This is a genomic window from Brucella sp. TWI559, assembly GCF_039674265.1.
Lineage (GTDB): Bacteria > Pseudomonadota > Alphaproteobacteria > Rhizobiales > Rhizobiaceae > Brucella > Brucella chromiisoli.
In genome coordinates, this window is sequence record NZ_JBDJNE010000005.1 from 1 (window position 1) to 25,155 (window position 25,155).

Below are 25,155 nucleotides of genomic sequence, written 5' to 3' on the forward strand. Positions count from 1 at the left end.
CGGCGGCGTTCATGCAAGTTGATCTGTGAATAGCAATTTGACATCCAATTTCCTCCATGGCTAACCACATGAATTCATTGGCATGTTGCAGTTTAAAATAGAATGTACCCCCGTTATAAGATTGAATTGCATAAGATAGGTTATGGAACTAATAGCAGTGTCATAAAGTGAGATTTAATTTGCCACAAGAGCACGAAACATCCGTGCCGACTGCGCCCGATATATGAAGCGCTGTTTGCCAGCGCCCCAAATCTCGCCCGGACATCGCATCACAGGTTAGTTTTCCACAGCGTGATGGCAATGATCAAAACTTAGGCGAATTATTTTCCTCTTGAGTAAGCCGTGGTGGTCGCGCGTTGCCCAAAAACACCAAATATGTGGGGTTTTCTTTTTATCATCAGATATGAAATGCTACGTTTCGCTTGCTAAATTAAACACCAGCGTACTGGTTTTTTGCGATCTAAATTAGCATTTAAGCTGGGAATAAAGTTGATTATTCAGCAAGTTGATAACTTCTCTTGCAAGAGAAAATCTTATCCATAAGATGCATGGCATTTCGAATATTACTCAGGAGGAGTTCTTCGTGTTCCGCAAAACCTTACTGACAGGCGTATGCCTCGCCGTGCTTATGGGTGCAGCTTCCGCTGAAGTTGTTCTGAACCGTGGCAATGACACCGATCCGGCAACGCTTGATCATCATCGCACGTCCTCGGTTTCTGAAAGTAATGTCCTGCGTGACCTTTATGACGGATTGACGATCCAGAATGCCAATGGGGAGGCTGTTCCGGGAGTTGCGAAATCATGGGATATTTCCGATGATGGTCTGGTTTACACCTTCCATCTGCGCGACGATGCAAAATGGTCAAATGGCGATCCAGTGACGGCTGAAGACTTCAGCTTTGCTTTTCACCGGCTGATGGACCCTAAGACTGCTGCCGGCTATGCCAGCATGTTGTTCGTGATTAAAAATGCTGAAGATGTTGCCAGCGGCAAAAAGCCCGGCGATGAACTTGGTGTTGAAGCGGTTGATGATCACACGCTGAAGGTGACACTGAACTCCCCTGCTCCATATTTCCTTGAGCTTCTGACGCATCAAACGAGCTTTCCACTCCATAAGAAGAGCGTTGAAGAGAATGGCGACAAGTTTACGACACCGGGCAAGATGGTGACAAATGGCGCTTATCAGCTGATCAGCTTCACGCCGAATGACAAGATCGTCATGAAGAAGAACCCGAATTACTACGAAGCGGATCAGGTCAAGATCGACACCATCAACTGGATTCCGTTCGAAGATCGCGCCAGCTGCATGCGCCGTTTTGAGGCCAAGGAAGTTCAGGTCTGCTCGGACGTTCCAGCCGAACAAATGGATTATGTGAAGAAGAACCTCGCCAGCGAATTCCGTATGGCACCTTATCTCGGCGTTTATTATCTGCCTGTCAAAGGCAAGACCGCCGACAGCAAGCTGAAAGACCCACGCGTTCGTCAGGCTATTTCCATGGCAATTGATCGTGACTTCATTGCTGATCAGGTTTGGCAGGGCACTATGCTTCCGGGCTATTCGCTGGTTCCTCCGGGTATCAACCATTACGTCAAGGATGCGCCGAAGCTCGACTATTCCGACGACATGCTGGATCGTGAAGACAAGGCAAAAGAGCTTTTGAAAGAAGCAGGCGTTGAGCCGAATACGCTTTCGATTGAATTGCTCTACAACACGTCGGAAAACAATAAAAATACGATGGCAGCAATTGCTGACCAGCTCAGCAATATCGGCATCAAGGCATCGTTGAACGAAACAGAAGGCGCAACCTACTTCAACTTCCTGCGTGAAGATGGCCCGTTCGATATTGCCCGTGCCGGCTGGATCGGTGACTATAACGACCCGCAGAATTTCCTCTATATTGCTCAGAGCGATGTCAGCTTCAATTATTCCAAGGTGAAAAACCCGGAATATGATGCGAAGATGGCTGAAGCGGCCAAGATTCTTGACCTTGATGCACGCGCAAAGGTGCTGGCTGAGGCCGAGCAGCTCAAGCTCGACGATATGAGCAATATTCCAATCCTTTATTATTCTTCCCGCGCGCTCGTTTCTGACAAGCTCGACGGCTGGAACGATAATCTTATGGACAGCCACAAGACCCGCTGGCTCTCGTTCAAACAATAAATTTTCAGTTTGGGCTGCGCCTTCGGGCGCGGCCTTCTTTTTCTTTCGACCTGGGAGGGTCGGAGGGCCCCTCTTTTCATGGGGCAGATATTTTTAAAGCTTTATGGGAGTTTTCGATGGTTCGCGGAATTTTATTGGCAGGCGTTTGCCTGATTTCGCTCGGCAGCGCCGCGTCTGCTGCAATTGTGCTTAACCGTGGCAATGATATGGATCCTTCGACTTTGGATCAGCAACTCATAACAACAGTTCAGGAAAATCGTGTTTTAATAGATCTTTATGAGGGTTTGGTCGCGCAGGACAGCAATGGCAGAGCAATACCCGGTGCCGCAACATCATGGGAAATTTCGCCCGATGGCCTCACCTACACGTTTCATATGCGTGAAAATGCCAAATGGTCAAACGGCGATCCCGTAACGGCAGGTGATTTCGAGTTTTCTTTTCGCCGTCTGATGGACCCCAAAACGGCTGCAGGCTATGCCAGCATCTTTTATTCAATCAAGAACGCCGAGCAAGTTGCTACCGGTCATGCCGATGTCGATCAGCTCGGCGTGAAAGCGCTAGATGACAAAACGCTCCAGATCACGCTGAACGCCCCTACTCCGTATTTTATTCAATTGCTGACGCATAACACCGCGTTGCCGGTCAATCCAAAAGCCGTAAAGGAATTTGGAGCAAAGTTTAGCCAGCCGGGCCATATGATCAGCAATGGCGCTTATCAGCTTGTCAGCTTCAATCCAAACGACAAGATCGTTATGAAGAAAAATCCCTATTATTGGGACGCCGACCATGTTCAGATCGATCAGGTAAACTGGATGCCGTTTCAGGATCGCTCCAGTTGCATGCGTCGTTTCGAGGCAAAAGAAGTCGATATCTGCTCTGATGTTGCCGCCGAGCAAATGGATTATGTGAAAGCCAATTTTGGTACCGCTTTCCGTCACGCCCCCTTGCTTGGCATCTATTATATCGACATCAAAGGTGAGCCTTCCAGCAAGTTGCGCGATCCGCGCGTCAGGCAAGCTATTGGCATGACGATTGATCGCGATTTTCTGGCACAGGAAGTGTGGCGCGGAACAATGCTGCCAGCTCAATCAATGGTGCCTCCTGGCATCAACAATTACGTCAAAAATGGGCCGCAACTCAGTTACGCGAAAACGGACATCCTTGATCGGGAAGACGAGGCAAAAAAACTGCTTGAAGAAGCGGGTGTCACGCCGGGAAGCCTATCGGTAGTGCTAAAATATAGCACATCGGAAAACCATAAGAACACCATGGCGGCCATTGCCGACATGCTCAAGGATATCGGCATCAGCGCTACGCTCGATGAGGCCGATAGTACGACTTATTTTAATTATCTTGAGCAGAAAGGCATGTTCGATATCGCGCGTGATGGCTGGATTGGTGACTACAACGATCCAAACTCGTTCCTCTCACTCTTCACGACCGACAGTTTCTTCAATTATGCGCAATGGTCGAACAAGGACTATGACGCGCTCATGAAGAAATCGGCGATCACAACAGATTTAGGCGAGCGAGCCAAAATCCTTGCCGATGCGGAGAATATTTTGCTTCAGCAAGGGGCTTCTATTCCTCTGCTTTATTATTCATCTACGGCGTTGGTTGCCGACAAAGTCAAAGGCTACGACAACAACCTGATCAATTCGCATGCCACACGCTGGCTATCGATAAAAGGCTAAATAAAAACAACGCCCTTAATGGGATTTGCCGGGCTGCACGCGTGGCTCGGCAAAGAAGGGAAAATAAAAATGCTGGGCTACACGCTCCGACGATTGGGTAGTGCAATACCAACTATCTTTATCATCGTCACACTGACTTTCTTTCTTATCCGGCTTGCGCCGGGCGGCCCGTTCGATCTTGAACGCCCGATTGATCCCTTGATCCTCGAAAACCTCAAAAAAGCCTATAATATGGATGCGCCGCTCTGGCAGCAGTACCTTATTTATCTTGGCAATCTTGTGCAGGGGGATTTGGGCCCGAGCTTCACGCGACGTGACTTTACCGTGAATGACCTGTTTGCGTCTGGTCTTCCAGTATCGGTCATGCTTGGTTCGCTCGGTCTCATTCTGGCTGCCATTCTTGGCACCTTTCTGGGCACGATGGCAGCACTGAGACAGAACTCAAGCATTGACTATTTCGTTGTGGCATTAGCCACTTTCGGTATTACAACGCCTAATTTCGTCGTTGCCCCTCTTCTAAGCCTGCTTTTTGGCGTTATTCTTGGATGGGTTCCGGCTGGTGGCTGGTCGTCGGCCAATGTCCTCTATTGGATATTGCCGGTTCTGACATTGGCGCTGCCGCAGGTTGGCGTTATTGCTCGTCTTGTACGCGGTGCAACCATTGAGGCGTTGCGCGCCAATCACGTCCGTACAGCACGTGCTTATGGCCTTCCGGCACGTGTGGTGGTTGGTGTCCATGCTTTGCGTGCGGCCATGTTGCCCGCCGTATCTTATCTTGGGCCGACGGCTGCCGGTTTGCTCACCGGCTCTGTTGTGGTCGAAACCATTTTCGGCATTCCCGGCATTGGACGTTATTTTGTACAGGGCGCTCTGAGCCGCGATTATACCCTCGTCATGGGCACGGTTGTCGTCATCTCGATTTTTGTTGTGGTGTTCAACCTGATCGTCGATCTTCTTTATGCATGGCTTGATCCGAGGGTACGCTATGACTGATTTTACAGCAGCAGTAGAAACCGAAAAACTCGGCTCTATCCAAGGCCGTTCACTCTGGCAGGATGCATGGCTTCGTCTTCGCAAGAACAAAGCGGCGGTTACGAGCGCCGTCGTGCTGATCGTTCTTGCACTTGTTGGCATCTTCGGACCGATGGTCAGCCCACATCCCTATGATAAAATTTACCCGCAATTTGTGCGTGTGGCTCCAAGTCTTGAAGCCTATCCGCGCGCGGATACAATTATGCCCGGACTGGAGCGTGAACTTGCGCGTGCAAGGCTTCAGCCTACCGGTGAACCGGAACTGACTGGCAACAGTGTCGTTGTCGATTTCACAGCGCAGCGCCCAACTGATGAGCGTGTACTGCGTTATTTCCAACGCTCTGATCTGTTCAGCAATCCGAAGATTGAACTTGCAAGCGATGGTCTTTCGGGCAAGCTGACGCTCAATGTGGCGCGCAATTATTTTGTGCTCGGGACGGATAATCTTGGCCGCGATTTGATGACGCGCATTTTTATTGGTGTGCGTATTTCGCTTGCCATTGGCCTGCTCGCTTCGGCAATGGCGCTGGTGCTTGGCGTCGGTTATGGTGCGATTTCGGGGTATCTCGGTGGTCGTATCGATAATGTCATGATGCGGCTTGTCGACATTCTCTATTCGCTTCCATTCATTTTCTTCGTGATATTGCTGCTTGTCTTCTTTGGGCGATCGATCTTCATCATCTTTATCGCTATTGGCGCGACAGAGTGGCTGGATATGGCGCGTATCGTGCGTGGGCAAACGCTTAGTCTCAAGCGGCAGGAGTTTGTGCAGGCAGCCGAAGCTTTGGGCGCAACACGGCGCGGCATCATTACGCGTCACATCATTCCCAATGCGCTCGGTCCGGTGATCGTCTTTGTTACATTGCTTGTTCCAAAGGCTATTCTGCTTGAAAGCCTACTCTCATTCCTTGGATTGGGTGTGCAAGATCCCCTCACCTCGCTCGGGCTTCTTATCTCGGAAGGTGCTCAGAACATGCGCGGCGCAAGCTGGCTTCTTATCTGGCCTGCCCTAACCCTCACCATCATACTGTTTGCGCTGAACTTCCTTGGCGACGGCCTGCGCGACAGCCTTGACCCGAAGGATCGCTGAGATGACAAAAGAAACTATTCTGAGCGTTCGCGATCTGCGTGTAACCTTCGATACACATGATGGCCCGGTCGATGCCGTGCGCGGCATCAATCTTGATGTTAAAGCTGGCGAAACAATCGCAATCGTCGGTGAATCCGGTTCCGGCAAGAGCCAGACCACCATGGCGATGATGGGGCTTCTGGCTCAGAACGGCAGAGCGAGCGGACAGGCGCTTTATCGCGGTCAGGACCTGATCGGAATGTCCCATCGCGCGCTTAACAAAATTCGTGGTGCGAAGATTACCATGATCTTTCAGGAGCCGATGACCTCGCTCGATCCACTGTATCGGATCGGCGATCAGCTGGCAGAGCCACTGCGTTATCACGGCGGTATGAGCAAAAAGCAGGCACGCCCACGCATCCTTGAACTGTTGAAACTGGTCGGTATTCCCGAACCGGAACGCCGTATCGACAGCTATCCCTATGAGCTTTCTGGTGGCCAGCGCCAGCGTGTTATGATCGCCATGGCGCTTGCCAATGAGCCGGATATCCTCATTGCAGATGAGCCGACAACGGCATTGGATGTTACCATTCAAGCGCAGATTCTTGATCTGCTGGCCGACTTGCAGAAGCGTCTCGGTATGGCCGTGGTGTTTATCACGCATGATCTGGGCATCGTTCGCCGCTTTGCCGACCGTGTTTATGTGATGCGGTCTGGCGAAGTGGTGGAAACCAACCCGACCGAGCAGCTTTTCGCAGCGCCGGAGCATCCTTACACCAAGATGCTTCTTGATGCAGAGCCGGAAGGCGAAAAACAGCCGCCCCCTGCTGAAGCACCCGTCTTGATCCGTGCCGACAATGTGAAGGTAAACTTCCTTATCAATAAGCCATGGATTGGGGCACCCACCTATATGACCGCAGTGAACGATGTTTCGCTGACATTGAAGGAAGGGCAAACCATCGGCATCGTGGGTGAATCCGGTTCTGGTAAATCCACGCTTGGACGCGCGATCCTGCGCCTTCTCGGCTCCGAGGGGCGGATTGCCTATCTTGGCAAGGAGCTGCCGACCGACCCGCAAGCCATGCGGCCAAAGCGGCGCGAGTTGCAACTGGTGTTTCAGGATCCGTTCGGTTCGTTAAGTCCTCGCATGACTGTGGGTCGGATCATCACCGAAGGACTTCTGATCCACGAGCCAAACCTTTCCGCCAAAGAACGCGACCGCCTCGCACAGGAAGCGCTTCGTGAAGTTGGCATGGACCCTATCATGCGCAATCGCTACCCGCACGAGTTCTCTGGCGGCCAGCGCCAGCGTATCGCCATTGCACGCACAATGATCCTGAAGCCAAAGGTGATCGTGCTTGATGAGCCGACAAGTGCACTGGATCGTTCTGTCCAAAAGCAGATTGTGACGCTCTTGCGTGATCTGCAGAAGGAACACGGCCTTTCCTATCTCTTCATCAGCCATGACATGGCAGTGGTCCGCGCAGTGTCGGATTATGTAATCGTGATGAAGAACGGAAAGATTGTCGAACAGGGCGATACAGAACAGGTTTTCGATAATCCGCATGAGGATTATACGAAGGCTCTCATGGCCGCAGCGCTGAGCGAAGAGCGGTTTGGTACAAACAACTAAATTAAATAAAAACGGGGCTTTAGCCCCGTTTTCTTATAAAGTGATATAAATCTAAAATACCAAAGACCGATGGGCGGAAACGCCAGCCGAAACACCATCCGCAACGGACCATGCAACACTATGTGCGCCCCTTGATATGTCGCCAGCGGCATAGATACCCTGAATGCTTGTCGCTTTCATCTCATCAGTTTTGATGGCTTTTCCAAGCGGCATATCTTCCAATGTGCAGCCGAATTGCTCAGCGAGCGGGCTGTTTAGGCGATTGGATGGTCCAATGAATAATGCGTCAGCTTGCAACAGGCGACCGTCAGCAAGTTCGATCTCGGAGATGGATGTTCCCTCACCTCTTATGCCTGCGACTGGTTTTGCTTCAATAGTGACGCCGCGCTTTTCTAGTTCTGCCAAAGTTGCAGCATCAGGCTCTTCACCGCCATTCAGATAGAATGTGGTCGGTCCCCATTCGGAGATAAGCATGGCTTGATGAGACGACATTGACGATAGGTTCAACACGCCGAGTTTTTTGCCGCTGAACTCGTAGCCATGGCAATAGGGGCAATGAATAACCGATTTGCCCCAACGTTCAGCCAACCCCGTTAAATCTGGCAAAACGTCAGAAATGCCGAAGGCGAAGATCAGTCTGCGCCCACTGACGACTTCGCCTGTATCCAATTCAATCGAGAAGTCATCAATCTGCCCGGTTCCGTTTACAGCTTTACCCTCCGTTACTCTTACAGCCGGATAGGCTTTAACCTGCTCTTTTACCGTTTCGAGCATCGCTGCCGGGCTGCTTCCATCCTGAGCGAAGAAACCATGTGAATGTTCGGCAAAGCGGTTGCGTGGTTTGCCTGCATCGATCACGTGAACCGAGCGTCTGCCGCGCGCCACATAGGTTGCCGCCGAAAGTCCGGCAAAGCTGCCACCGATAATAATCACATCATGATGCGTCATGGGCTGTCTCCAAGTCGAAAGTTGCGCCGCGTTCAATCGCGCGCTGATGAAAATCTGCGCTCAACATGGCGAGTGTCACTTCGCCAAAACGTTTCAATAAAAGCTCTTCTGCATCGTTGAACGCCTTGTTGAGCGAAGCGTTGACGGCCTGCTCGACGAGGCAACCCGGCATTTCCGTGCGATTGCTTATCGCAAGCAGCGATGGTTTGCCGATGGCGTTGTAAACGTCATGCAGCGTGACTTTGCTAAGATCGCAAGCGATCTCCCATCCACCACCATGACCTTTTTCGGAGCGCACGTAACCCTGCTCTCGCAGACCGCTCATGACCCGACGAACGACAACGGGATTGGTGCCCATCGCTTTTGCGAGGACTTCGGAGGTCACGGGCTTATTATACTCAGCCATGTGAAGGAGAACGTGGAGGACGCCCGAAAGTTTGCTATCTTTTTTCATGTAACTTTATATGTTGCGAGTCTTCAGCTCTGTCAAGAGAGGCTATAATATGAAAGCAGTTTTCGGGACATTCTTGTGCGGCTTTGTGTTAGAATGGCCTTATGATTGATCTGTTTTCCCAGCTCGAAGCTCGAGAAAAGCTTGCCGACGGTGCCGTTCTTTTGCGGGGATTTGCGCGCGCAAACGAAGCCAAGATTCTCAACGCCATGCAAGATGTTGAGAATGATGCGTCTTTTCGGAATATGACAACGCCCGGCGGTTTTCGCATGTCGGTCGCTATGACAAATTGTGGTGCTTTTGGCTGGGTGACAGACCGCAAGGGATATCGTTACAGCGCCACTGATCCTGAAACAGAAAAGCCGTGGCCTTCTATGCCGGAGGCATTTCGTGATCTAGCAGAACGCGCGTCAGCAGAAGCCGGTTATTTTGATTTTTCACCCGATGCCTGTCTCATCAATCGTTATGAACCCGGTGCAAAAATGTCTTTGCATCAGGATAAGGACGAGAAGGATTTCACCAATCCGATTGTTTCTGTATCACTCGGATTGCCCGCGACGTTTCAATTCGGCGGATTGCAGCGCAGTGATCCGGTGCGCAAACTCGTGCTGCACCATGGCGATGTGGTCGTTTGGGGCGGACCATCAAGGCTCTTCTATCATGGTATCCTGCCATTGAAGGATGGCGAGCATCCGCAACTGGGTCGAAACCGCTTCAATCTTACATTCAGAAAAGCTAAATAGCTCCAATTAGATGCTGGGAGTTTTCAACTCCCTAGGGCCAAGCAAAGACTTAATGCACAAAATAAACTCTACAAAACTTATAAAAAACAACGGCAAGTCGAAATTATTTAATAAAGTAATTTATAAAAAAGATGCCCGGATTTCATGGCTGAAATCCGGGTGCCTTTCTTATCAGTTAAGCGCCTTGTCTCGTGTTTCCACATTGATAAAGAAAGCAATGATACCGGCTAGAGCCAGCAGGCCTGCGAACATTGCGACAGCAATGTTAAAGCTTTGGCTGATGACCAGAGCAAGAGCCGAAGGTGCGAGCAAGCCACCAAGACGCGCCATGGCACCCGCCGCTCCCATACCGCTTGCGCGCAAGGCCGTGGGATAAAGCTCTGGAGTAAACGCGTAGAGCGCGCCCCAAGTGCCGAGAAGTGCAAAGCTCATGATCAGAAGTGACGCGCCGATCAGAACCGAATTGCCTGCAACTGTGAAGAGCACACAGGCCGCAGCGCTGATGAACAGGAAGGTGATGAGTGTCTTGCGCCGCCCCCAAGCTTCCACGCCATAAGCTGCGAGCGCATAACCCGGCAACTGCGCGAGAGCGATGATAACCAGAAAGCCGTAACCGCGCACGAAACCAAAACCGTCGCCAGCCAGTTTGGCCGGTATCCATGCGAAGACGCCATAATAGGATACAGAAACCAGAAACCATATCGCCAAGGTTGAGAGAGTGCGCTGGCGCAGATTTGGAGAAAGAAGCTTTTCATCCGTGACCAAAAGTGGCGCATCAAGCACCACTTTCGGGGACAGTTCCGGTTTGCCGTTCTTGCGCAGTACGCGATTCATCACGGTTTTCGCTTCTTTGGCTTGGCCCATCTTGAGCAGATGCATTGGCGATTCTGGCACCCAAAAACGCAGCCAGATACCAATGAGAGCAGGAGCAGCCGTAACCACAAAAATGTAACGCCACGCATCGGCGACACCAGCAAGGCTCGCAGCCCATGCAGCCAGAGCAATGATGACCGTGCCAACAGCCCAAAAGCCTTCAAGCATAACCAGCCAGCGTCCACGATTTTTAGAGGGCAGAAATTCTGCCATCATCGCGTAATCGACGGGCAATGTGCCACCAACCGCAACGCCTGTGAGAAAGCGAAGGCCAAGCAGAATGGCAAAATTCGGAGAGAAAGCCGACAACAGACCAAAGACGGCATCGCAGCCAACCGTTATGAGCAACACACGACGGCGACCGTATTTGTCGGCCAGTCTGCCAAAAACTGCGGCACCAATCAGCATACCTAAGAAGAAGAGTGTGCCCGTCTGTAATGCTTGCGGAACGGTGAGCCCGAACGTCATGGCAATTGATGCCGCCGTAAAGCCAACGGCAAGCACCTGCATGGCATCGGCTGCCCAGACCAAACCAAAAACGCCCAAGAGATTACGCTGAAAAGGGCCGGTTCCAGCCTGATCGAGCGTTTGTTCGATAGTAATTTTCATGCCGCTTAGATCCCCTTGTCCGGCCGAAATTTCATAACGCTGCTTTTGCTGCGCCTCAGAACAACGCAAGTCAATGATGAATTCACGAATAGCACAGTACTTTTGCTTAAATTGAGCATAAGTATGTTTTAGTGTGGTTTTGATGCCACTGCTGGAAAGTGCTCAATAGGTGTTTCGCAAGTCTTTCAAAGTGTCTATGACCGATTCAAAACAAGGTGGGATATCAAAATGAAGCAGACAGCACGTGACTTTGGTATCATTTGCGGAAACATGCCAACCGGTGCAAAAAATGCGATTACTGATGTGCCGGGCGTGCTGGTGGGGCATCACACTTTATGTGAAGGTGATATTCATACGGGCGTCACCGCTATTGTGCCGCATGATGGTAACCTTTATCGGCGCAAGGTGCTGGCCGCGTGCGATGTCATCAATGGCTTTGGCAAAAGCATCGGATTGATGCAGGTCGGCGAGCTAGGCAATCTCGAAACGCCAATTCTTCTGACCAATACGTTCGGTGTCGGCACTTGTGCCAATATGTTGATCCGACACGCTATCGCGAACAATCCAGATATTGGCCGGACCACGGCAACGGTGAATCCTGTTGTGCTTGAGTGTAATGATGGGCCTTTAAGCGATATTCAAGCGATGGCAATTACCGAGCATCACGCTTTATTGGCGCTTGAGAGCGCGGGGGCAGATGCTGAACAAGGCAATGTTGGCGCGGGTACCGGTATGACCTGCTTTGGCTTTAAAGGCGGTATCGGCAGCGCCTCGCGACGGATTAGACTTGATGACACTGAATTCCATCTTGGCATTCTGGCATTAACCAATTTTGGCCGTGCCGGCGACCTGATACTGCCTGACGGTCGGATGCCCTCGCCCAAAACCAAACCGCAACCCGAAAAAGGGTCGGTTATCCTGATATTGGCAACCAATGTTCCATTAGAGCATCGTCAGCTCCAACGCGTTGTGAAACGTTGTGGTGCAGGCCTCGCGCGGCTTGGTGCATTCTGGGGCAACGGCAGTGGCGATATTGCACTTGGCTTCTCAACGGCTGTTACATTCGACCACGATGAGCCAAATGACCTCATTGCGTTCAGCGCCCTTAACGAAAACCGGATTGATGTGCTGTTTCGCGCAGCAGCAGAAGCCGCACAGGAATCAGTTCTGAACTCCATGTGTGCTGCGGAAGCATTTATTGGCCGAGGCGGTAAAAGCCGCCCATCGCTGGCCGACTGGCTAAGGTTCACTGAGTCTTGATGAAAAATGCCCGGCATGGCCCGGGCGCGTATGTTAGCAACTGGTAAATATGACAGGAATAGCTGCAATTTATAACATTTAAGTTTAAACTTAATCCATATATCACTGATAAATAAGGGTTTTATACGGATAAAACCATAACTTTAAAACACTGGCACCTTCAATTCAGCCTGAGAAAATTGTCGATTTTGAGCAAATTATGAAGGGGGTTGTTAACCTTCATTTTTTATTACTAAGGCTCATTCGGGCGACATATCTATGGTTCAGGTATCATGCGTAATTTAAGAGAAAATTTTCCCCAGACTGAAGGCAATCGTGCAGAGTCCGCTCCTGAGCAGAAGCCGCAGCGCGACCCGTTGGGAGCGCATTCGCCAAACTCCGACAGCACTTGGAAATCGTATTTTTCACTTGGTGAAAATGTACGCTTTACACGCACACCTGAGATTGATCTGGTTCGACGTCGCGGCGAAGATCTCCCAGACATTCATGGTCGCGCTAAAGCTGCGGTCGTCGAAGCTGCTCCAGCACCTGTAGAGATTGCGAAAGTTGCTGAAGCTCAGCCCATGGCTGTTGCAGCCCTTCAGCAGTCTGTTTCGCAAAATATGGTTCGCACGCCCGTAGCACCCGTACCACCTATGCTGGCGACTGCCCCCGCAGAAATTATTGCACAGCCTGTGGCATCCGCACCTGTTGATAACGCCCCCGAAATCGCAACCGAACCTGCTGGCGATGTGACGGCAGCGATCTTGGCATTTGCAAATCTGTCAGATTTTGCCTTTTGGGAAAGCTTTGACTTTGACTCTGCACCTGTTCAGCCTGTTTCAGTCATTACAGAAGTCGCAGCGCCAAAACGTGTAGCACCGACTGTAGAATCGATCATCGCACAGTTTCGCACTGTTGAATGGAACAAGGCAAAACCACAGGAAGCGCCTGCTGCTGTCGTAGAACAGCCTGCTCCTGTTGCCGAAGCTGTTCAGCCGGTTCAGGTCGCTCCAGCGTCACAGCCCGTTGCCGCCCCCGTTTCAGAAGTGAAAGTTGAGGCGCCCGTGGTTGTAGAAGAAGCTGCACCTCAGGCAACTGTTGAAGCCGCCGTTGATATCGCTGGCGAAGCAGTTGAAGTCGAAACCGTTCCTATCGTTGCTGAAGCAACGGAGCATGTCGTTGAAGACGTTGCAGCACCTGCGCCTGTTGCAGAAGCGCCCAAGCTCGAAACCCCTGTGAAGGCGCCCCCTCCGGTCGCTCTTTATCAGCCGCAGCCCCTCCCCCGCACGGAAACTGTTATCATGCATGGCGACTATGAATTTCCGCCGCGTGATCTGTTACAGGAGCCACCTTCGCTGGATGGCAATGTCATCACGCAGGAAATGCTTGAGCGCAGCGCTGGCCTTCTCGAAAGCGTGCTGGAAGACTTCGGCGTACGCGGTGAAATCATCCATGTTCGCCCCGGCCCTGTCGTCACCCTTTATGAATTTGAACCGGCTCCCGGCGTTAAGTCGTCACGTGTGATTGGCCTTGCTGATGATATTGCCCGCTCCATGTCGGCACTCTCTGCGCGCGTTGCCGTGGTTCCGGGTCGCAATGTCATTGGCATCGAATTGCCAAATGCCAACCGCGAAACCGTCTATCTGCGTGAAATGATCGACTCGCGCACGTTCGAATCCTCGAACTATCGCTTGCCGCTTTGCCTTGGCAAAGGCATTGGTGGTGAGCCGATCATCGCGGAACTTGCAAAGATGCCTCATCTGCTCGTTGCCGGCACCACCGGTTCGGGTAAGTCTGTTGCTATCAATACGATGATCCTGTCGCTGCTCTACCGCTTCAAGCCGGAAGAATGCCGCCTGATCATGGTTGATCCGAAGATGCTGGAACTCTCCATCTATGATGGCATTCCGCACTTGCTGACGCCGGTTGTAACCGATCCGAAGAAGGCGGTTGTCGCCTTGAAGTGGGCCGTGCGCGAAATGGAAGACCGCTATCGCAAGATGGCACGTCTGGGGGTTCGCAACATCGAAGGCTTCAATCAGCGTGCAGCGTCTGCTAAGGGCAAGGGCGAAACCGTGATGTGCACGGTGCAGTCCGGCTTTGACAAGGAAACCGGCGAGCCTACTTACGTTCAGGAAGAACTCGACCTGACGCCAATGCCATATATCGTCGTGATTATCGATGAAATGGCCGACCTGATGATGGTTGCCGGCAAAGACATCGAAGGCGCTGTGCAGCGTCTTGCACAGATGGCGCGTGCCGCTGGTATCCACCTTATCATGGCAACGCAGCGTCCATCGGTCGACGTTATCACGGGTACGATCAAGGCCAACTTCCCGACCCGTATCTCGTTCCAGGTTACCTCGAAGATCGACAGCCGCACCATTCTCGGCGAAATGGGGGCCGAACAGCTTCTTGGTCAGGGCGACATGCTGCATATGGCTGGTGGTGGCCGTATCGTCCGCGTCCATGGCCCATTCGTGTCGGATGAAGAAGTCGAAAAGGTCGTTAATCATCTCAAAGAACAGGGACGCCCGGATTATCTGGCGACTGTGACGGAAGATGAAGAAGACGAAGATGCCGTACAGGACACAGCAGTCTTCGACGCTTCGGCCATGGGCTCGGAAGACGGCGATGATGTTTATGAGCAGGCTGTGAAAGTCGTCATGCGCGACAAGAAGTGCTCGACTTCGTATATTCAGCGTCGCCTCGGCATTGGTTACAACCGCGCGGCCTCACTTGTCGAGCGCATGGAACAGGAAGGCCTTGTCGGCGCGGCTAACCATGTCGGCAAGCGTGAAATCCTGACCGGCAAGCGTGAAATCCTGACCGGCAACCGCGACTGATAGCAAAAGTTCAAATCTTAAAAGCCAGGTCGCGCGAGCGATCCGGCTTTTTATATGATAGTCAACGGCTTACGCATGGTTGTATTTGGTGCTTGTCAAGCTCGCCAATAAGGTTAATACTTCGTTCATTCGCACATTCTTGATCAACGGTTGGGGTAGCTCCGAAAGTGGTTGGCCCGCCCAAAAACAGGGAGAATGATCGATGAGAAGCATTATTATTGGCCCCGCTGCAAAAGACAGGCCAGTGACACAGCAGATGTTACAAAATGCGCAAACACAGATGTCAAAGCCTTCCGAAGACAAGACACAAGTATGCAATATTTTGAGGTTATCGAAGGGCGGTTACTCGCATCGCAGACGCAAAGCCCATAAAAGCGCTTAAATTATTACTATATCCAGAAGATAAGAGCGCCGTGTCCGGTCAGAGGGACACCGGCGCTATTTATTTATAGTTCAATCACATTCTTTTGCCCTTCTTACCCTTTATTGCGGCACGCATCTGGAGTATTTCAAACGCTGCTCCCCACCATCAGGATGTAACATGACAACGCCCACCGAAGCTAACTCTACACCGCAAAAGAAGAAATCTCGTTTATTACTTGGCTTCATGGCTGTGATGGGGGGGCTGTTTTTTGCGCTGTTTCTCAGCCTCGGCATCTGGCAAGTGGAGCGCTTGCAATGGAAGCTCGACCTGATTGCCCGCGTTGATGCGCGCGTTCATGCGGAACCGGTTGCTGCTCCAGGTAAGGACGACTGGGCCAATGTTAATCAGGCCGATGACGAATATCGGCATGTCACACTCACCGGCTCTTATCTCAATGACAAGGAAGTGCTGGTTCGTGCGCTGACCGAACGCGGTTCAGGATTTTGGGTGCTGACACCTTTGCGCTCAGATGATGGTACTCTGACCTTCATCAATCGTGGTTTCATTCCGGATGCCAAGCGTGATCCGTCTTCACGCGTTGAGACGCAAATCGCTGGCGAAACAACCGTGACCGGGCTTCTGCGTATGCCGGAGCCGGATGGCTTCTTCCTGCGTCCCAACGACCCTGCCCGCAACGAGTGGAATTCGCGCGATGTCAAAGCTTTTGCCGAAAAGGAGGGCTTGGGGACAGTCGCGCCATATTTCATTGATGCTGACGCTAAATCCAATCCCGGCAATGTGCCGATTGGTGGGCTGACGGTTGTTACCTTCCGTAACAACCATCTGTCTTATGCAATCACGTGGTTTGCGCTGGCCGCCATGATTGCCGGTGCCGCCATTTTCGTCTGGCGGCACGAGCGCAAACCAAAGAACTAAGCATGGAGGGCGTGGCCGAGTGCTTTCATGCTGGCCTCGGCAAAGCCTTCTCCAAGGGTCGGATGCGCATGGATCGTCCCTGCTATATCTTCAAGGCGTGCGCCTGTTTCAACGGCAAGCGCGAAGGCCGATGACAGCTCGGAAATCCCTACGCCAACAGCCTGAATGCCAAGTATCAGGTGGTTATCAGCGCGGGCGACAACCCGGATAAAGCCATCCTCGCGCTCGATAGTCATTGCGCGTCCATTGGCCTGAAACGGGAAAATTCCGGTCTGGATATTATGCCCTGCCTTGCGCGCTTCATCAGGAGATAGGCCGACTGTTACGATCTCAGGATCAGTAAAGCAGACTGCCGGGATGCAGCGCTTATCCCACGCCTGTTTGCCGCCCGCGATAATTTCAGCAACCATTTCACCCTGCGCAATCGCCCGATGTGCAAGCATGGGCTCGCCCGTTACATCGCCTATGGCATAAATACCGCGCATAGATGTTCGGCATTTATCATCAATGCGGATAAAGCGGCCGTCCATATCAAGCCGGATTTCGCTTAATCCCCAGCCATCGGTTTGCGGTTTACGACCAACCGTAACCAAAATCTTGTCAGCCGGAATGGTTTGTTTTCTGCCATCAGTCAGCAACACATCAAGTGCTTTACCATCGGCGGATAGACCTTTGGCGGAGGTGTTCGTCAACACGTCTACACCGAGTGTTTTCAGTCGTGCCATGATCGGACGCGTCAACTCTGCATCATATTGCGGCAGGACACGATCAGCGGCTTCAACGATGGTGACATTCGCACCAAGCTTTGCAAAGGCTGTGCCGATTTCAAGCCCGATATAACCACCGCCAACAATGGCAAGCTTTTCCGGTATTGGATCAAGTGAAAGCGCTTCCGTTGAAGAAATAACATTGCCGCCAAAAGGCAGAGACTGAATTTCAACCGGCACCGATCCGATTGCGATCACGATGTTTTCGGCATGAATAGTCTGGCGACCCGTATCGGTATCGACCAGCACCGTTTTGCCATCCATAAAACGCGCCTGCCCCTGAAACATCCGGACATGGGAGCGTTTCAGAAGCCCTGCAACACCGCTGTTCAGGCGATCGACGATGCCATCTTTCCATTCAAGCGTCTTGGCAAAATCGATCTTCGGGCTTTCAGCTGTGATGCCAAGCGCGCCTTTAGACGCAAATGTCGTGAGACGATGAAACTCATCGGCCGCATGGATAACTGCTTTTGATGGTATGCAGCCGACATTGAGACAAGTACCACCCAGCCGCTTTTTCTCGACAAGTACAGTATCGATGCCGAGTTGCCCGGCACGGATACCGCAGACATAACCGCCGGGACCGCCACCGATGATCAAAAGTTTGCAGGAAATCTCACTCATCCGATCAGCCCTCTACAAAAATCATCGCAGGCGTTTCAAGCAGGCTTTTTAGCTTCTGCACGAAGACTGCCGCATCCCAGCCATCGATGACGCGATGGTCGAAGCTGCAGGAAAGGTTCATCATTTTGCGCGGCACAAATTGTGTGCCGTCCCACATCGGACGCACGGCAATCTTGTTGATGCCGACAATCGCCACTTCCGGCCGATTAATAATTGGCGTGGTTGCGATGGCGCCAAGTGGCCCCAATGATGTGATGGTTATGGTCGAGCCTGTCAGTTCTTCGCGCTTGGCTGTACCGTTGCGCGCTGCTTCCGTCACTCGGACAAGTTCCGAGGCGGCTGCAAATACAGACAGGCTTTCCGCATGACGCACCACCGGCACGATAAGACCGTTTGGCGTCTGTGTGGCAATACCCACATGCACACCGCCAAACTGGCGAATAATGTCGGATTCATCATCGAAATGTGCATTGAGTCCCGGCTGTTCTTTAACTGCCTTGACGATTGAACGGATAACGAATGGCAGCAGGGTCAGGCGCGGACGCCCTTCCTTTTTCTCGTTGTTAAGCCCCGTGCGAAGGTCTTCAAGCTGTGTCACATCCACTTCTTCAACGATAGTAATGTGCGGAATGTGGCGTTTTGCTTCGGCCATGCGCTCGGCAATTTTGCGCCGCAGACCGATGACTTTGATCTCGTTGATCGAGGTGTCTGCGACATAACCCGAGACAGCAGGTGCAGCACCGCTTTCAGTCTGAAAAAAGGCATCCAGATCTTCATGGTTGATACGGCCAGCGGGGCCACTGCCTTTGACACGTCTTAAATCAACGCCTGCGTCGCGTGCGCGCAACCTGACCGATGGTGTTGCCAGCGGCTTTTCACCTTCTGCGCGCACTGGCCCTGCTCCGGCAAAGGCCCGGCTTAAGTTTTCTTTTTTCTGTGCAGCAGGTTTAGGCGGAACGGGCGTCTGCAACAGGACAGGCGTTTCCACGCTGACGGGTTGCGGATCAGGTTCAGGTGCGTCCAATTGCTCCTCGCCGCTCCCACCTTCTATTTCGAGACGAACCAGTTCGGAGCCAACAGCAATTTTCTCGCCGATTTCACCATTTACCGCGATGACTTTACCGCTGCGCGAAGAAGGGATTTCAACTGTTGCCTTATCGGTCATCACAGCAGCGAGCAGATCATCCTCCCGGACAATGTCACCAACCTTTACATGCCATTCGACAAGTTCAGCCTCGGCAACGCCTTCGCCAACATCAGGAAGCTTGATTGCAAAATGAGCCATTTAAGCCTCCATGATTGAAACAAGTGCACGACCGACACGATCTGGCCCCGGAAAATAGGCCCATTCCTGCGCGTGTGGATATGGCGTATCCCACCCGGTCACGCGGATGATCGGTGCTTCGAGATGATAGAAGCATTCGCGCTGCACGAGTGCCGCAAGTTCAGCGCCGTAACCGCAGGTTAATGTTGCTTCATGAACAATCACGCAACGTCCGGTCTTCCTGACGGAAGCCATAATTGTTTCCGTATCAAGCGGGAGCAGCGTGCGCAGATCAATCACTTCGGCATCGACGCCAGTTTCCTCTGCCGCAGCTAGTGCCACATGAACCATCGTGCCGTAGGCCAAAACTGTCACACCGCTGCCTTCACGACGGATCGCGGCCTTGCCAAGCGGCACCGTATAATATCCCTCAGGCACTTCACCCAATGCATGCTTTTTCCATGAAGTAACGGGCTTGTCGTGGTGGCCGTCAAAAGGTCCGTTATAAAGGCGCTTTGGCTCAAACATGATGACCGGATCGGGGTCTTCAATCGCGGCCAGCAACAGGCCCTTGGCATCCGCTGGCGTAGACGGCATAACGGTTTTGAGACCCGACACATGGGTGAAAAGCGCTTCGGGACTTTGGCTGTGCGTCTGCCCACCATAAATGCCACCACCTGATGGCATGCGGATAACGATGGGACAGGTAAATTCTCCGGCAGAACGATAACGAAGGCGTGCGGCTTCCGAAACGATCTGGTCATAGGCAGGATAGACATAGTCTGCGAATTGCACTTCAATGCAGGGGCGCAAGCCGTAAGCCGCCATGCCAATCGCAGTGCCGACAATACCAAGCTCGCTGATCGGCGCATCGAAGCAGCGTTCTTTGCCGTATTTCTTCTGCAACCCGGCAGTGCAGCGGAAAACACCGCCGAAATAGCCAACGTCTTCGCCAAACACGACCACTTTCTGGTCGCGCTCCATGGCAATATCGTGGGCGTTCTGGATCGCCTCAATCATCGTTAGCTTTGTCATGCGTTATTTCCTCCGCATTTCCAAACGGATCGAAGCTGGATCAGAAACCAGTCCAGTGAACTGGTTTCCCTGCGTAGGCGTTTCACACTTTTCCTGGAAATGCTCAAAACCCTGCCTCCTGACGCTGGCGAATAAGATGCGGCGGTGTTTCAGCATAAACATCTTCAAACATATCGCGCATAGACGGCTTGCGACCATCATGAAGGGTGCCGATCGCCTCTGCTTCGCGCTGTGCGCTGACGACGAGATCGAGAATTTCCGCTTCTGCCTGCTTGTGCCGTTCGTCAGACCACACGCCGCGCTGGATAAGGTGGTTTTTGAGCCGCAGGACAGGATCACCCAGCGGCCATGCATCGCTTTCGGCTTTTGGACGATAAGCGGATGGATCGTCAGAGGTCGAATGTCCGCCAGCACGGTAGGTGACATATTCAATGATGGTCGGACCAAGATTTCGGCGTGCGCGCTCGGTGGCCCATTTCGCAACCGCATGAACGGCAAGATAGTCGTTGCCATCGACGCGAAGCGACGGGATTCCAAAGCCATGTCCGCGTGCAGCAAAAGTGCCCGAACCACCGCGTGCAATGCCCTGAAATGTTGAGATTGCCCATTGGTTGTTGACGATATTCATCACCACCGGGGCTTTATAAGTCGACGCAAATACAAGGGCCGCATGGAAATCGCTTTCAGCCGTCGAGCCATCGCCAATCCATGCAGCGGCGATTTTTGTGTCATGGCTTATGGCGGACGCCATCGCCCAACCCACAGCTTGCGTATATTGCGTGGCAAGATTGCCGGAAATAGTAAAAAAGCCATGCTCTTTTGAAGAATACATGACAGGCAACTGGCGGCCCTTAAGCGGGTCCTGCTCATTGGAGAAAATCTGGTTCATCATGGTGACGAGCGGATAGTCGTCAGCGATGAGAAGCCCAGCCTGCCGATAAGTAGGGAAGTTCATGTCGCCCTTGCGCAACGCCTTGCGAAACGCGCAACTGACTGCCTCTTCACCCAGATGCTGCATATAGAACGAGGTTTTTCCCTGCCGCTGCGCCATCATCATGCGGGCATCATAAGCACGCAGGATCATCATGTGCCGAAGGCCATCTTTCAGCTCATCATCGCTCAGCGTGCCAGCCCAGGGGCCGACCGCCTCGCCTTCCCGGTTGAGCACGCGGATAATGCTGAAAGCCAAATCACGCATGGCTTCCGGCTTTTCGTCTATCTCCGGGCGCCTGACGCTTCCTGCACGCGGAATTTTGACGTGCGAGAAATCCGGCGCATCGCCGGGCCTCCATTCAGGTTCAGGGACATGCAGAGAAAGTACGACATCATCACTCATGCAGGTGTTCCTCGCAAACGTGCACAAAATGTCGAACGGGAGACTTTCGGTTTTGTTCCAGCTGCTGGACTTAGTAACAGCCTGAAGCCAGTCCTGATCGGATCGGCTTCATTTCCTCCCATACGACGTGAAGCCGGTTTCCTCCTCCGATTTCACGTGTGTAAGGGTGGATCGGGTTTAAGAATAAAGCAAGATTATTCTTTCAGGAAAGCGCCACGAAAAAATCCAATGCGTCAATTCTGACAGCTATGGCGACATAAGCGATCATTCGAAATAAGCTTATAGGATTGTTTTTGAATACAAATTATATGAAAAGAATGAACCGGCAGTACGTAATATTATTACTTCGAATTGACCGAAGAGTCAGTACCTGTTGGTACGATTTCGGGTTTAATGGATCCGTTTGAAATTATCAAACCGCTCCATGAGGCATTTTGTCCACAGGAGCAAGCTATCTTGAATTATGCAAAGCGCGCGGTCCAGTACAAAAAAGCGGCCCGTTTTGGGGCCGCTTTCAATTTTAATGATGCTTGGTGCCTTCACGCGCCAGTGCGGCGGTTGGGTCTCCAGCGAGGCGTTTGCGCGCCCTGTCGTCCATTAACTCATACCACATGGCATTGAGAACGGCGAAAGCGGCTGCGAGTGGAAGGCCCAAAAGCCATGAAAAATACCACATCTTGCTCTCCTTTCCTGATTGAATTCGTGCGGGCGGCACGCGCCCGCCAATGATTTAATAAGCGTGGTTGCTTTCGTCTTCGATATCGCGTTTTTCGACCTTGCCCCACAGCACTTTGTAAACCCATGACGTGTAGGCAAGGATCATCGGAAGGAAGATCAGCGTGACCACGAGCATGATGAACAGTGTCATATGGCTCGATGATGCATCCCATACTGTCAGACTCGACGTTGGATTGATCGAAGATGGCAGAATGAACGGGAACATTGAAACGCCGACAGATGAAATGATCCCAAAGATCGAGACTGCGCCAAACAGAATTGGAGCAAGTTCTCTTCCCATCCGCAGAGTCAGAAGCACAAGCAGCGGTCCGAGAATACCCAGTGCGGGAGCGATCAAAAGCACCGGATAGTTCATGTAATTATCGAACCACGCAGAATGGTCGAGTTCGACCACCTTACGCATCGGATTTGAAGGACCATCAGTGACAATTACACTGGTGATCTTATAGCCGGAAACCCACATCCAGCTGATAACACCCGCAAGCACATAAAGCACTGTGGTTATAATTGCTGCGATACTGCCATAAGAGCGAGCCCTTGCCTGAACAACTCCCGTCGTTTTGAGCACCAGCCATAAGGCACCATGCATGGTGAGCATCGAAACCGACAGCAGCCCGCAAAGAAGTGCGAATGGATTGAGCAGTCCGAAGAATGTTCCATCATAGAAAATCTGGAGATCACTGTTGAAGCGGAACGGAACCCCTTGCAGCACATTGCCCACAGCAACGCCGAAAATAAGCGATGGCACGAATCCACCGATGAACAATGCCCAGTCCCAGCCGGTACGCCATGCCACGCTGTCGCGCTTGGAGCGGTATTTGAAGCCAACCGGACGCAGGATGAGAGCGAACAATATGGCAAACATCGCCAGATAAAAACCGGAGAATGACACCGCATAAAGTGGTGGCCATGCTGCAAAGATGGCACCGCCGCCAAGGATCAACCAAACCTGATTGCCTTCCCAGACCGGCCCAATCGTGTTGATGACGATACGACGCTCGATATCGGTTTTTCCGACAAATGGCAGCAAAGTGCCAACGCCAAGATCAAAACCATCCATCGCGGCAAATCCGATCAGCAGAACGCCGAGCAGCACCCACCAGATGACGCGTAATGTTTGATAGTCCAACAAATCGCTGAGTACCATGATCCTTACTCCACTGGTGCAATGCTTGCAGGAGCGAGCAATGCTTCTGGTTTGCTGTCAGGCTCCGGTCCGGCTTTGATTGCCCGCAGCATCAGGCCCATTTCGATGATGAACAGGACCGTGTAGATTGCAACAAAGCCAACAATCGTCATCAGAACCGTCGAAGCACCAAGATTGGAGACTGCAACTGCGGTCGGCAGAATACCTTCAATAATCCAAGGCTGACGACCGAACTCAGCAACAACCCAGCCCATCTCAGCTGCAAGCCAAGGCAGAGGGATCGCAAAGACCGCAACTTTAAGCAGGAACGGATAATGATCCAGCTTACGGCGCGCGGACAGCACAAAGAATGTTCCGGTCAGCAGGATCAGGAAGAAGCCGATACCGACCATGATGCGGAACGCCCAGAACAGCGGCAGCACGCCTGGTACTGTATCGTTTGCAGCCTGTGTGATCTGTGCATCAGTTGCCTGACGCGGATCATCCACATAGCGCTTCAGAAGGAGCGCATAGCCCATCCATTGACTGTTGTCAGCGAATGTATCCTTGACATCTTGTGGCACAGCACTGGTGTCCTGTGCAGCACGGATCTTTTGCAAAGCATCGTAAGCAAGAAGGCCTTTACGAATATTGCCTTCCGCATTTTCAACAAGCTGATCAATGCCCTCGATAGGCGTCGTGAGCGAGCGCGTACCAATCAGGCCCATAACCCATGGAATATGCACAGCATAGTGTGTTTCGCGCGTTTCCTGATCCGGGAAACCGAAGGCAGTAAACGATGCAGGTGCAGGCTCTGTTTCCCACATCGCTTCGATTGCTGCGATCTTCATTTTCTGGTGTTCATTTGTCAGGTAGCCGCTTTCGTCACCCAGAACCACCACAGAGAGAGCGGCTGCTAAACCAAAAGAAGCAGCGACCGTCATTGAACGCTTTGCGAGTTCAGTAGACCGACCTTTGAGCAGATACCAGGCCGAAACACCAAGCACAAAGATTGATGCGGTCACATAACCAGCCGAAACCGTATGCACGAATTTCGCCTGCGCGACCGGGTTCATCAGGACCGCAAAGAAATCAGTGATTTCCATGCGCATGGTTTCGGGGTTGAAGGCTGAACCGACCGGATTTTGCATCCAGCCATTCGCAATCAAAATCCACAGTGCCGAAAAATTGGAACCGGCCGCAACAGCATAAGTTGCCATAAGATGGCCAACCTTTGACAGTCGATCCCAGCCGAAGAAGAACAGGCCTACAAAAGTCGCCTCAAGGAAGAAGGCCATCAGACCTTCAATCGCCAGCGGCGCTCCGAAAATATCGCCGACATAATGGCTGTAATAGCTCCAGTTCATGCCGAACTGAAACTCCATCACAATGCCGGTCGCAACGCCCATAACAAAATTGATACCAAACAGCGTACCCCAGAACTTGGTCATCTGCCGCCAGATGAGTCTTCCGGTCATGACATAGACGGTTTCCATGATGGCAAGCAGCACGGAAAGCCCTAATGTCAGTGGTACGAAGAGGAAGTGATAAAGTGCCGTGATTGCAAATTGCAATCGCGACAGGGAGACAATATCGAATTCCATCTCTTTAAGCCGGAACCCCCGGCCCTCCTGATGTTAATAGCTGCGCCCGGCTCTCAAATG

General features: G+C 52.1%; 20 protein-coding genes. 10 read left to right on the forward strand and 10 right to left on the reverse strand.

Features of this window, described 5'->3' with window-relative positions; translation table 11 throughout:
- Positions 1–583 precede the first annotated feature (583 nt).
- From ABE530_RS08470 to ABE530_RS08490, 5 genes are all read left to right on the forward strand, one after another.
- Positions 584–2,161 carry a peptide ABC transporter substrate-binding protein gene (locus ABE530_RS08470; RefSeq protein WP_499694248.1) on the forward strand — a complete coding sequence of 526 codons (1,578 nt, stop codon included), beginning with the start codon at positions 584–586 and terminating at the stop codon, positions 2,159–2,161.
- Between the two features lie 116 nt (positions 2,162–2,277).
- Complete coding sequence (locus ABE530_RS08475; protein WP_499694249.1) at positions 2,278–3,855, forward strand: peptide ABC transporter substrate-binding protein; 1,578 nt, start codon at positions 2,278–2,280, stop codon at positions 3,853–3,855.
- 69 nt (positions 3,856–3,924) lie between these two features.
- Entirely contained in the window at positions 3,925–4,848 is a 924-nt protein-coding gene (locus tag ABE530_RS08480) for an ABC transporter permease subunit (RefSeq protein ID WP_265984262.1), read from the forward strand.
- A complete protein-coding gene (locus ABE530_RS08485) occupies positions 4,841–5,977 on the forward strand; it encodes an ABC transporter permease (RefSeq protein ID WP_265984260.1) in 1,137 nt (378 codons plus the stop codon). The genes ABE530_RS08480 and ABE530_RS08485 overlap by 8 nt, the downstream gene beginning before the upstream one ends.
- Before the next feature lies 1 nt (position 5,978).
- The gene (locus tag ABE530_RS08490) at positions 5,979–7,589 is read left to right on the forward strand and encodes an ABC transporter ATP-binding protein (protein ID WP_499694250.1); all 1,611 of its coding nucleotides are present in this window, start codon (positions 5,979–5,981) and stop codon (positions 7,587–7,589) included.
- A gap of 51 nt (positions 7,590–7,640) precedes the next feature.
- On the opposite strand, the gene ABE530_RS08495 is transcribed toward ABE530_RS08490, so the two are convergent.
- Positions 7,641–8,537 (reverse strand): NAD(P)/FAD-dependent oxidoreductase, encoded by an 897-nt coding sequence (locus ABE530_RS08495; protein WP_499694251.1) that lies wholly within the window; start codon positions 8,535–8,537, stop codon positions 7,641–7,643.
- Positions 8,524–8,991: an Rrf2 family transcriptional regulator gene (locus ABE530_RS08500; RefSeq protein ID WP_265984256.1), complete on the reverse strand. Its 468-nt coding sequence runs from the start codon at positions 8,989–8,991 to the stop codon at positions 8,524–8,526. The genes ABE530_RS08495 and ABE530_RS08500 overlap by 14 nt, the downstream gene beginning before the upstream one ends.
- Before the next feature lie 101 nt (positions 8,992–9,092).
- Here ABE530_RS08500 and alkB point away from each other — a divergent pair, with 101 nt between their 5' ends.
- On the forward strand, positions 9,093–9,731 hold the full coding sequence (gene alkB / locus ABE530_RS08505; protein ID WP_499694252.1) for a DNA oxidative demethylase AlkB: 639 nt from the start codon (positions 9,093–9,095) through the stop codon (positions 9,729–9,731).
- A gap of 171 nt (positions 9,732–9,902) precedes the next feature.
- Here the strand turns inward: alkB and ABE530_RS08510 are convergent, their stop codons facing one another.
- On the reverse strand, positions 9,903–11,213 hold the full coding sequence (locus tag ABE530_RS08510) for an MFS transporter (RefSeq protein ID WP_499694253.1): 1,311 nt from the start codon (positions 11,211–11,213) through the stop codon (positions 9,903–9,905).
- A 228-nt stretch (positions 11,214–11,441) separates the two neighbouring features.
- On the opposite strand from ABE530_RS08510, the gene ABE530_RS08515 reads away from it, so the two are divergent.
- From ABE530_RS08515 to ABE530_RS08530, 4 genes are all read left to right on the forward strand, one after another.
- Entirely contained in the window at positions 11,442–12,473 is a 1,032-nt protein-coding gene (locus tag ABE530_RS08515; RefSeq protein WP_499694254.1) for a DmpA family aminopeptidase, read from the forward strand.
- Positions 12,474–12,745: 272 nt separating this feature from the next.
- Positions 12,746–15,301, forward strand: a complete 2,556-nt coding sequence (locus tag ABE530_RS08520) for a DNA translocase FtsK (RefSeq protein WP_499694255.1) — start codon at positions 12,746–12,748, stop codon at positions 15,299–15,301.
- A 202-nt stretch (positions 15,302–15,503) separates the two neighbouring features.
- Positions 15,504–15,683 (forward strand): hypothetical protein, encoded by a 180-nt coding sequence (locus tag ABE530_RS08525; RefSeq protein WP_265984251.1) that lies wholly within the window; start codon positions 15,504–15,506, stop codon positions 15,681–15,683.
- Between the two features lie 159 nt (positions 15,684–15,842).
- Positions 15,843–16,601, forward strand: coding sequence for an SURF1 family protein (locus ABE530_RS08530; RefSeq protein ID WP_499694256.1), 759 nt, complete (start codon positions 15,843–15,845; stop codon positions 16,599–16,601).
- Here the strand turns inward: ABE530_RS08530 and lpdA are convergent.
- From lpdA to ABE530_RS08565, 7 genes are all read right to left on the reverse strand, one after another.
- Complete coding sequence (gene lpdA / locus ABE530_RS08535) at positions 16,598–17,992, reverse strand: dihydrolipoyl dehydrogenase (RefSeq protein WP_499694257.1); 1,395 nt, start codon at positions 17,990–17,992, stop codon at positions 16,598–16,600. The genes ABE530_RS08530 and lpdA overlap by 4 nt on opposite strands.
- Positions 17,993–17,996: 4 nt before the next feature.
- Entirely contained in the window at positions 17,997–19,277 is a 1,281-nt protein-coding gene (locus ABE530_RS08540; protein WP_499694258.1) for a dihydrolipoamide acetyltransferase family protein, read from the reverse strand.
- Positions 19,278–20,291, reverse strand: coding sequence for an alpha-ketoacid dehydrogenase subunit beta (locus tag ABE530_RS08545; RefSeq protein WP_265984247.1), 1,014 nt, complete (start codon positions 20,289–20,291; stop codon positions 19,278–19,280).
- 103 nt (positions 20,292–20,394) lie between these two features.
- Complete coding sequence (locus ABE530_RS08550) at positions 20,395–21,627, reverse strand: 3-methyl-2-oxobutanoate dehydrogenase (2-methylpropanoyl-transferring) subunit alpha (RefSeq protein ID WP_396996369.1); 1,233 nt, start codon at positions 21,625–21,627, stop codon at positions 20,395–20,397.
- A 520-nt stretch (positions 21,628–22,147) separates the two neighbouring features.
- Positions 22,148–22,303 (reverse strand): cytochrome bd-I oxidase subunit CydX, encoded by a 156-nt coding sequence (gene cydX, locus ABE530_RS08555; protein ID WP_265984245.1) that lies wholly within the window; start codon positions 22,301–22,303, stop codon positions 22,148–22,150.
- Positions 22,304–22,357: 54 nt separating this feature from the next.
- Entirely contained in the window at positions 22,358–23,512 is a 1,155-nt protein-coding gene (cydB, locus tag ABE530_RS08560; protein ID WP_499694259.1) for a cytochrome d ubiquinol oxidase subunit II, read from the reverse strand.
- Positions 23,513–23,517: 5 nt separating this feature from the next.
- Positions 23,518–25,095, reverse strand: coding sequence for a cytochrome ubiquinol oxidase subunit I (locus ABE530_RS08565; RefSeq protein WP_265984243.1), 1,578 nt, complete (start codon positions 25,093–25,095; stop codon positions 23,518–23,520).
- Between the last annotated feature and the right edge of the window lie 60 nt (positions 25,096–25,155).

Coding starts and splice junctions, on each gene's coding strand:
- ABE530_RS08475 (WP_499694249.1), top strand. CDS start 2,278: ATGGTTCGCGGAATTTTATTGGCAGGCGTTTGCCTGATTTCGCTCGGC.
- ABE530_RS08480 (WP_265984262.1), top strand. CDS start 3,925: ATGCTGGGCTACACGCTCCGACGATTGGGTAGTGCAATACCAACTATC.
- ABE530_RS08485 (WP_265984260.1), top strand. CDS start 4,841: ATGACTGATTTTACAGCAGCAGTAGAAACCGAAAAACTCGGCTCTATC.
- ABE530_RS08490 (WP_499694250.1), top strand. CDS start 5,979: ATGACAAAAGAAACTATTCTGAGCGTTCGCGATCTGCGTGTAACCTTC.
- ABE530_RS08495 (WP_499694251.1), bottom strand. CDS start 8,537: ATGACGCATCATGATGTGATTATTATCGGTGGCAGCTTTGCCGGACTT.
- ABE530_RS08500 (WP_265984256.1), bottom strand. CDS start 8,991: ATGAAAAAAGATAGCAAACTTTCGGGCGTCCTCCACGTTCTCCTTCAC.
- alkB (WP_499694252.1), top strand. CDS start 9,093: ATGATTGATCTGTTTTCCCAGCTCGAAGCTCGAGAAAAGCTTGCCGAC.
- ABE530_RS08510 (WP_499694253.1), bottom strand. CDS start 11,213: ATGAAAATTACTATCGAACAAACGCTCGATCAGGCTGGAACCGGCCCT.
- ABE530_RS08515 (WP_499694254.1), top strand. CDS start 11,442: ATGAAGCAGACAGCACGTGACTTTGGTATCATTTGCGGAAACATGCCA.
- ABE530_RS08520 (WP_499694255.1), top strand. CDS start 12,746: ATGCGTAATTTAAGAGAAAATTTTCCCCAGACTGAAGGCAATCGTGCA.
- ABE530_RS08525 (WP_265984251.1), top strand. CDS start 15,504: ATGAGAAGCATTATTATTGGCCCCGCTGCAAAAGACAGGCCAGTGACA.
- ABE530_RS08530 (WP_499694256.1), top strand. CDS start 15,843: ATGACAACGCCCACCGAAGCTAACTCTACACCGCAAAAGAAGAAATCT.
- lpdA (WP_499694257.1), bottom strand. CDS start 17,992: ATGAGTGAGATTTCCTGCAAACTTTTGATCATCGGTGGCGGTCCCGGC.
- ABE530_RS08540 (WP_499694258.1), bottom strand. CDS start 19,277: ATGGCTCATTTTGCAATCAAGCTTCCTGATGTTGGCGAAGGCGTTGCC.
- ABE530_RS08545 (WP_265984247.1), bottom strand. CDS start 20,291: ATGACAAAGCTAACGATGATTGAGGCGATCCAGAACGCCCACGATATT.
- ABE530_RS08550 (WP_396996369.1), bottom strand. CDS start 21,627: ATGAGTGATGATGTCGTACTTTCTCTGCATGTCCCTGAACCTGAATGG.
- cydX (WP_265984245.1), bottom strand. CDS start 22,303: ATGTGGTATTTTTCATGGCTTTTGGGCCTTCCACTCGCAGCCGCTTTC.
- cydB (WP_499694259.1), bottom strand. CDS start 23,512: ATGGTACTCAGCGATTTGTTGGACTATCAAACATTACGCGTCATCTGG.
- ABE530_RS08565 (WP_265984243.1), bottom strand. CDS start 25,095: ATGGAATTCGATATTGTCTCCCTGTCGCGATTGCAATTTGCAATCACG.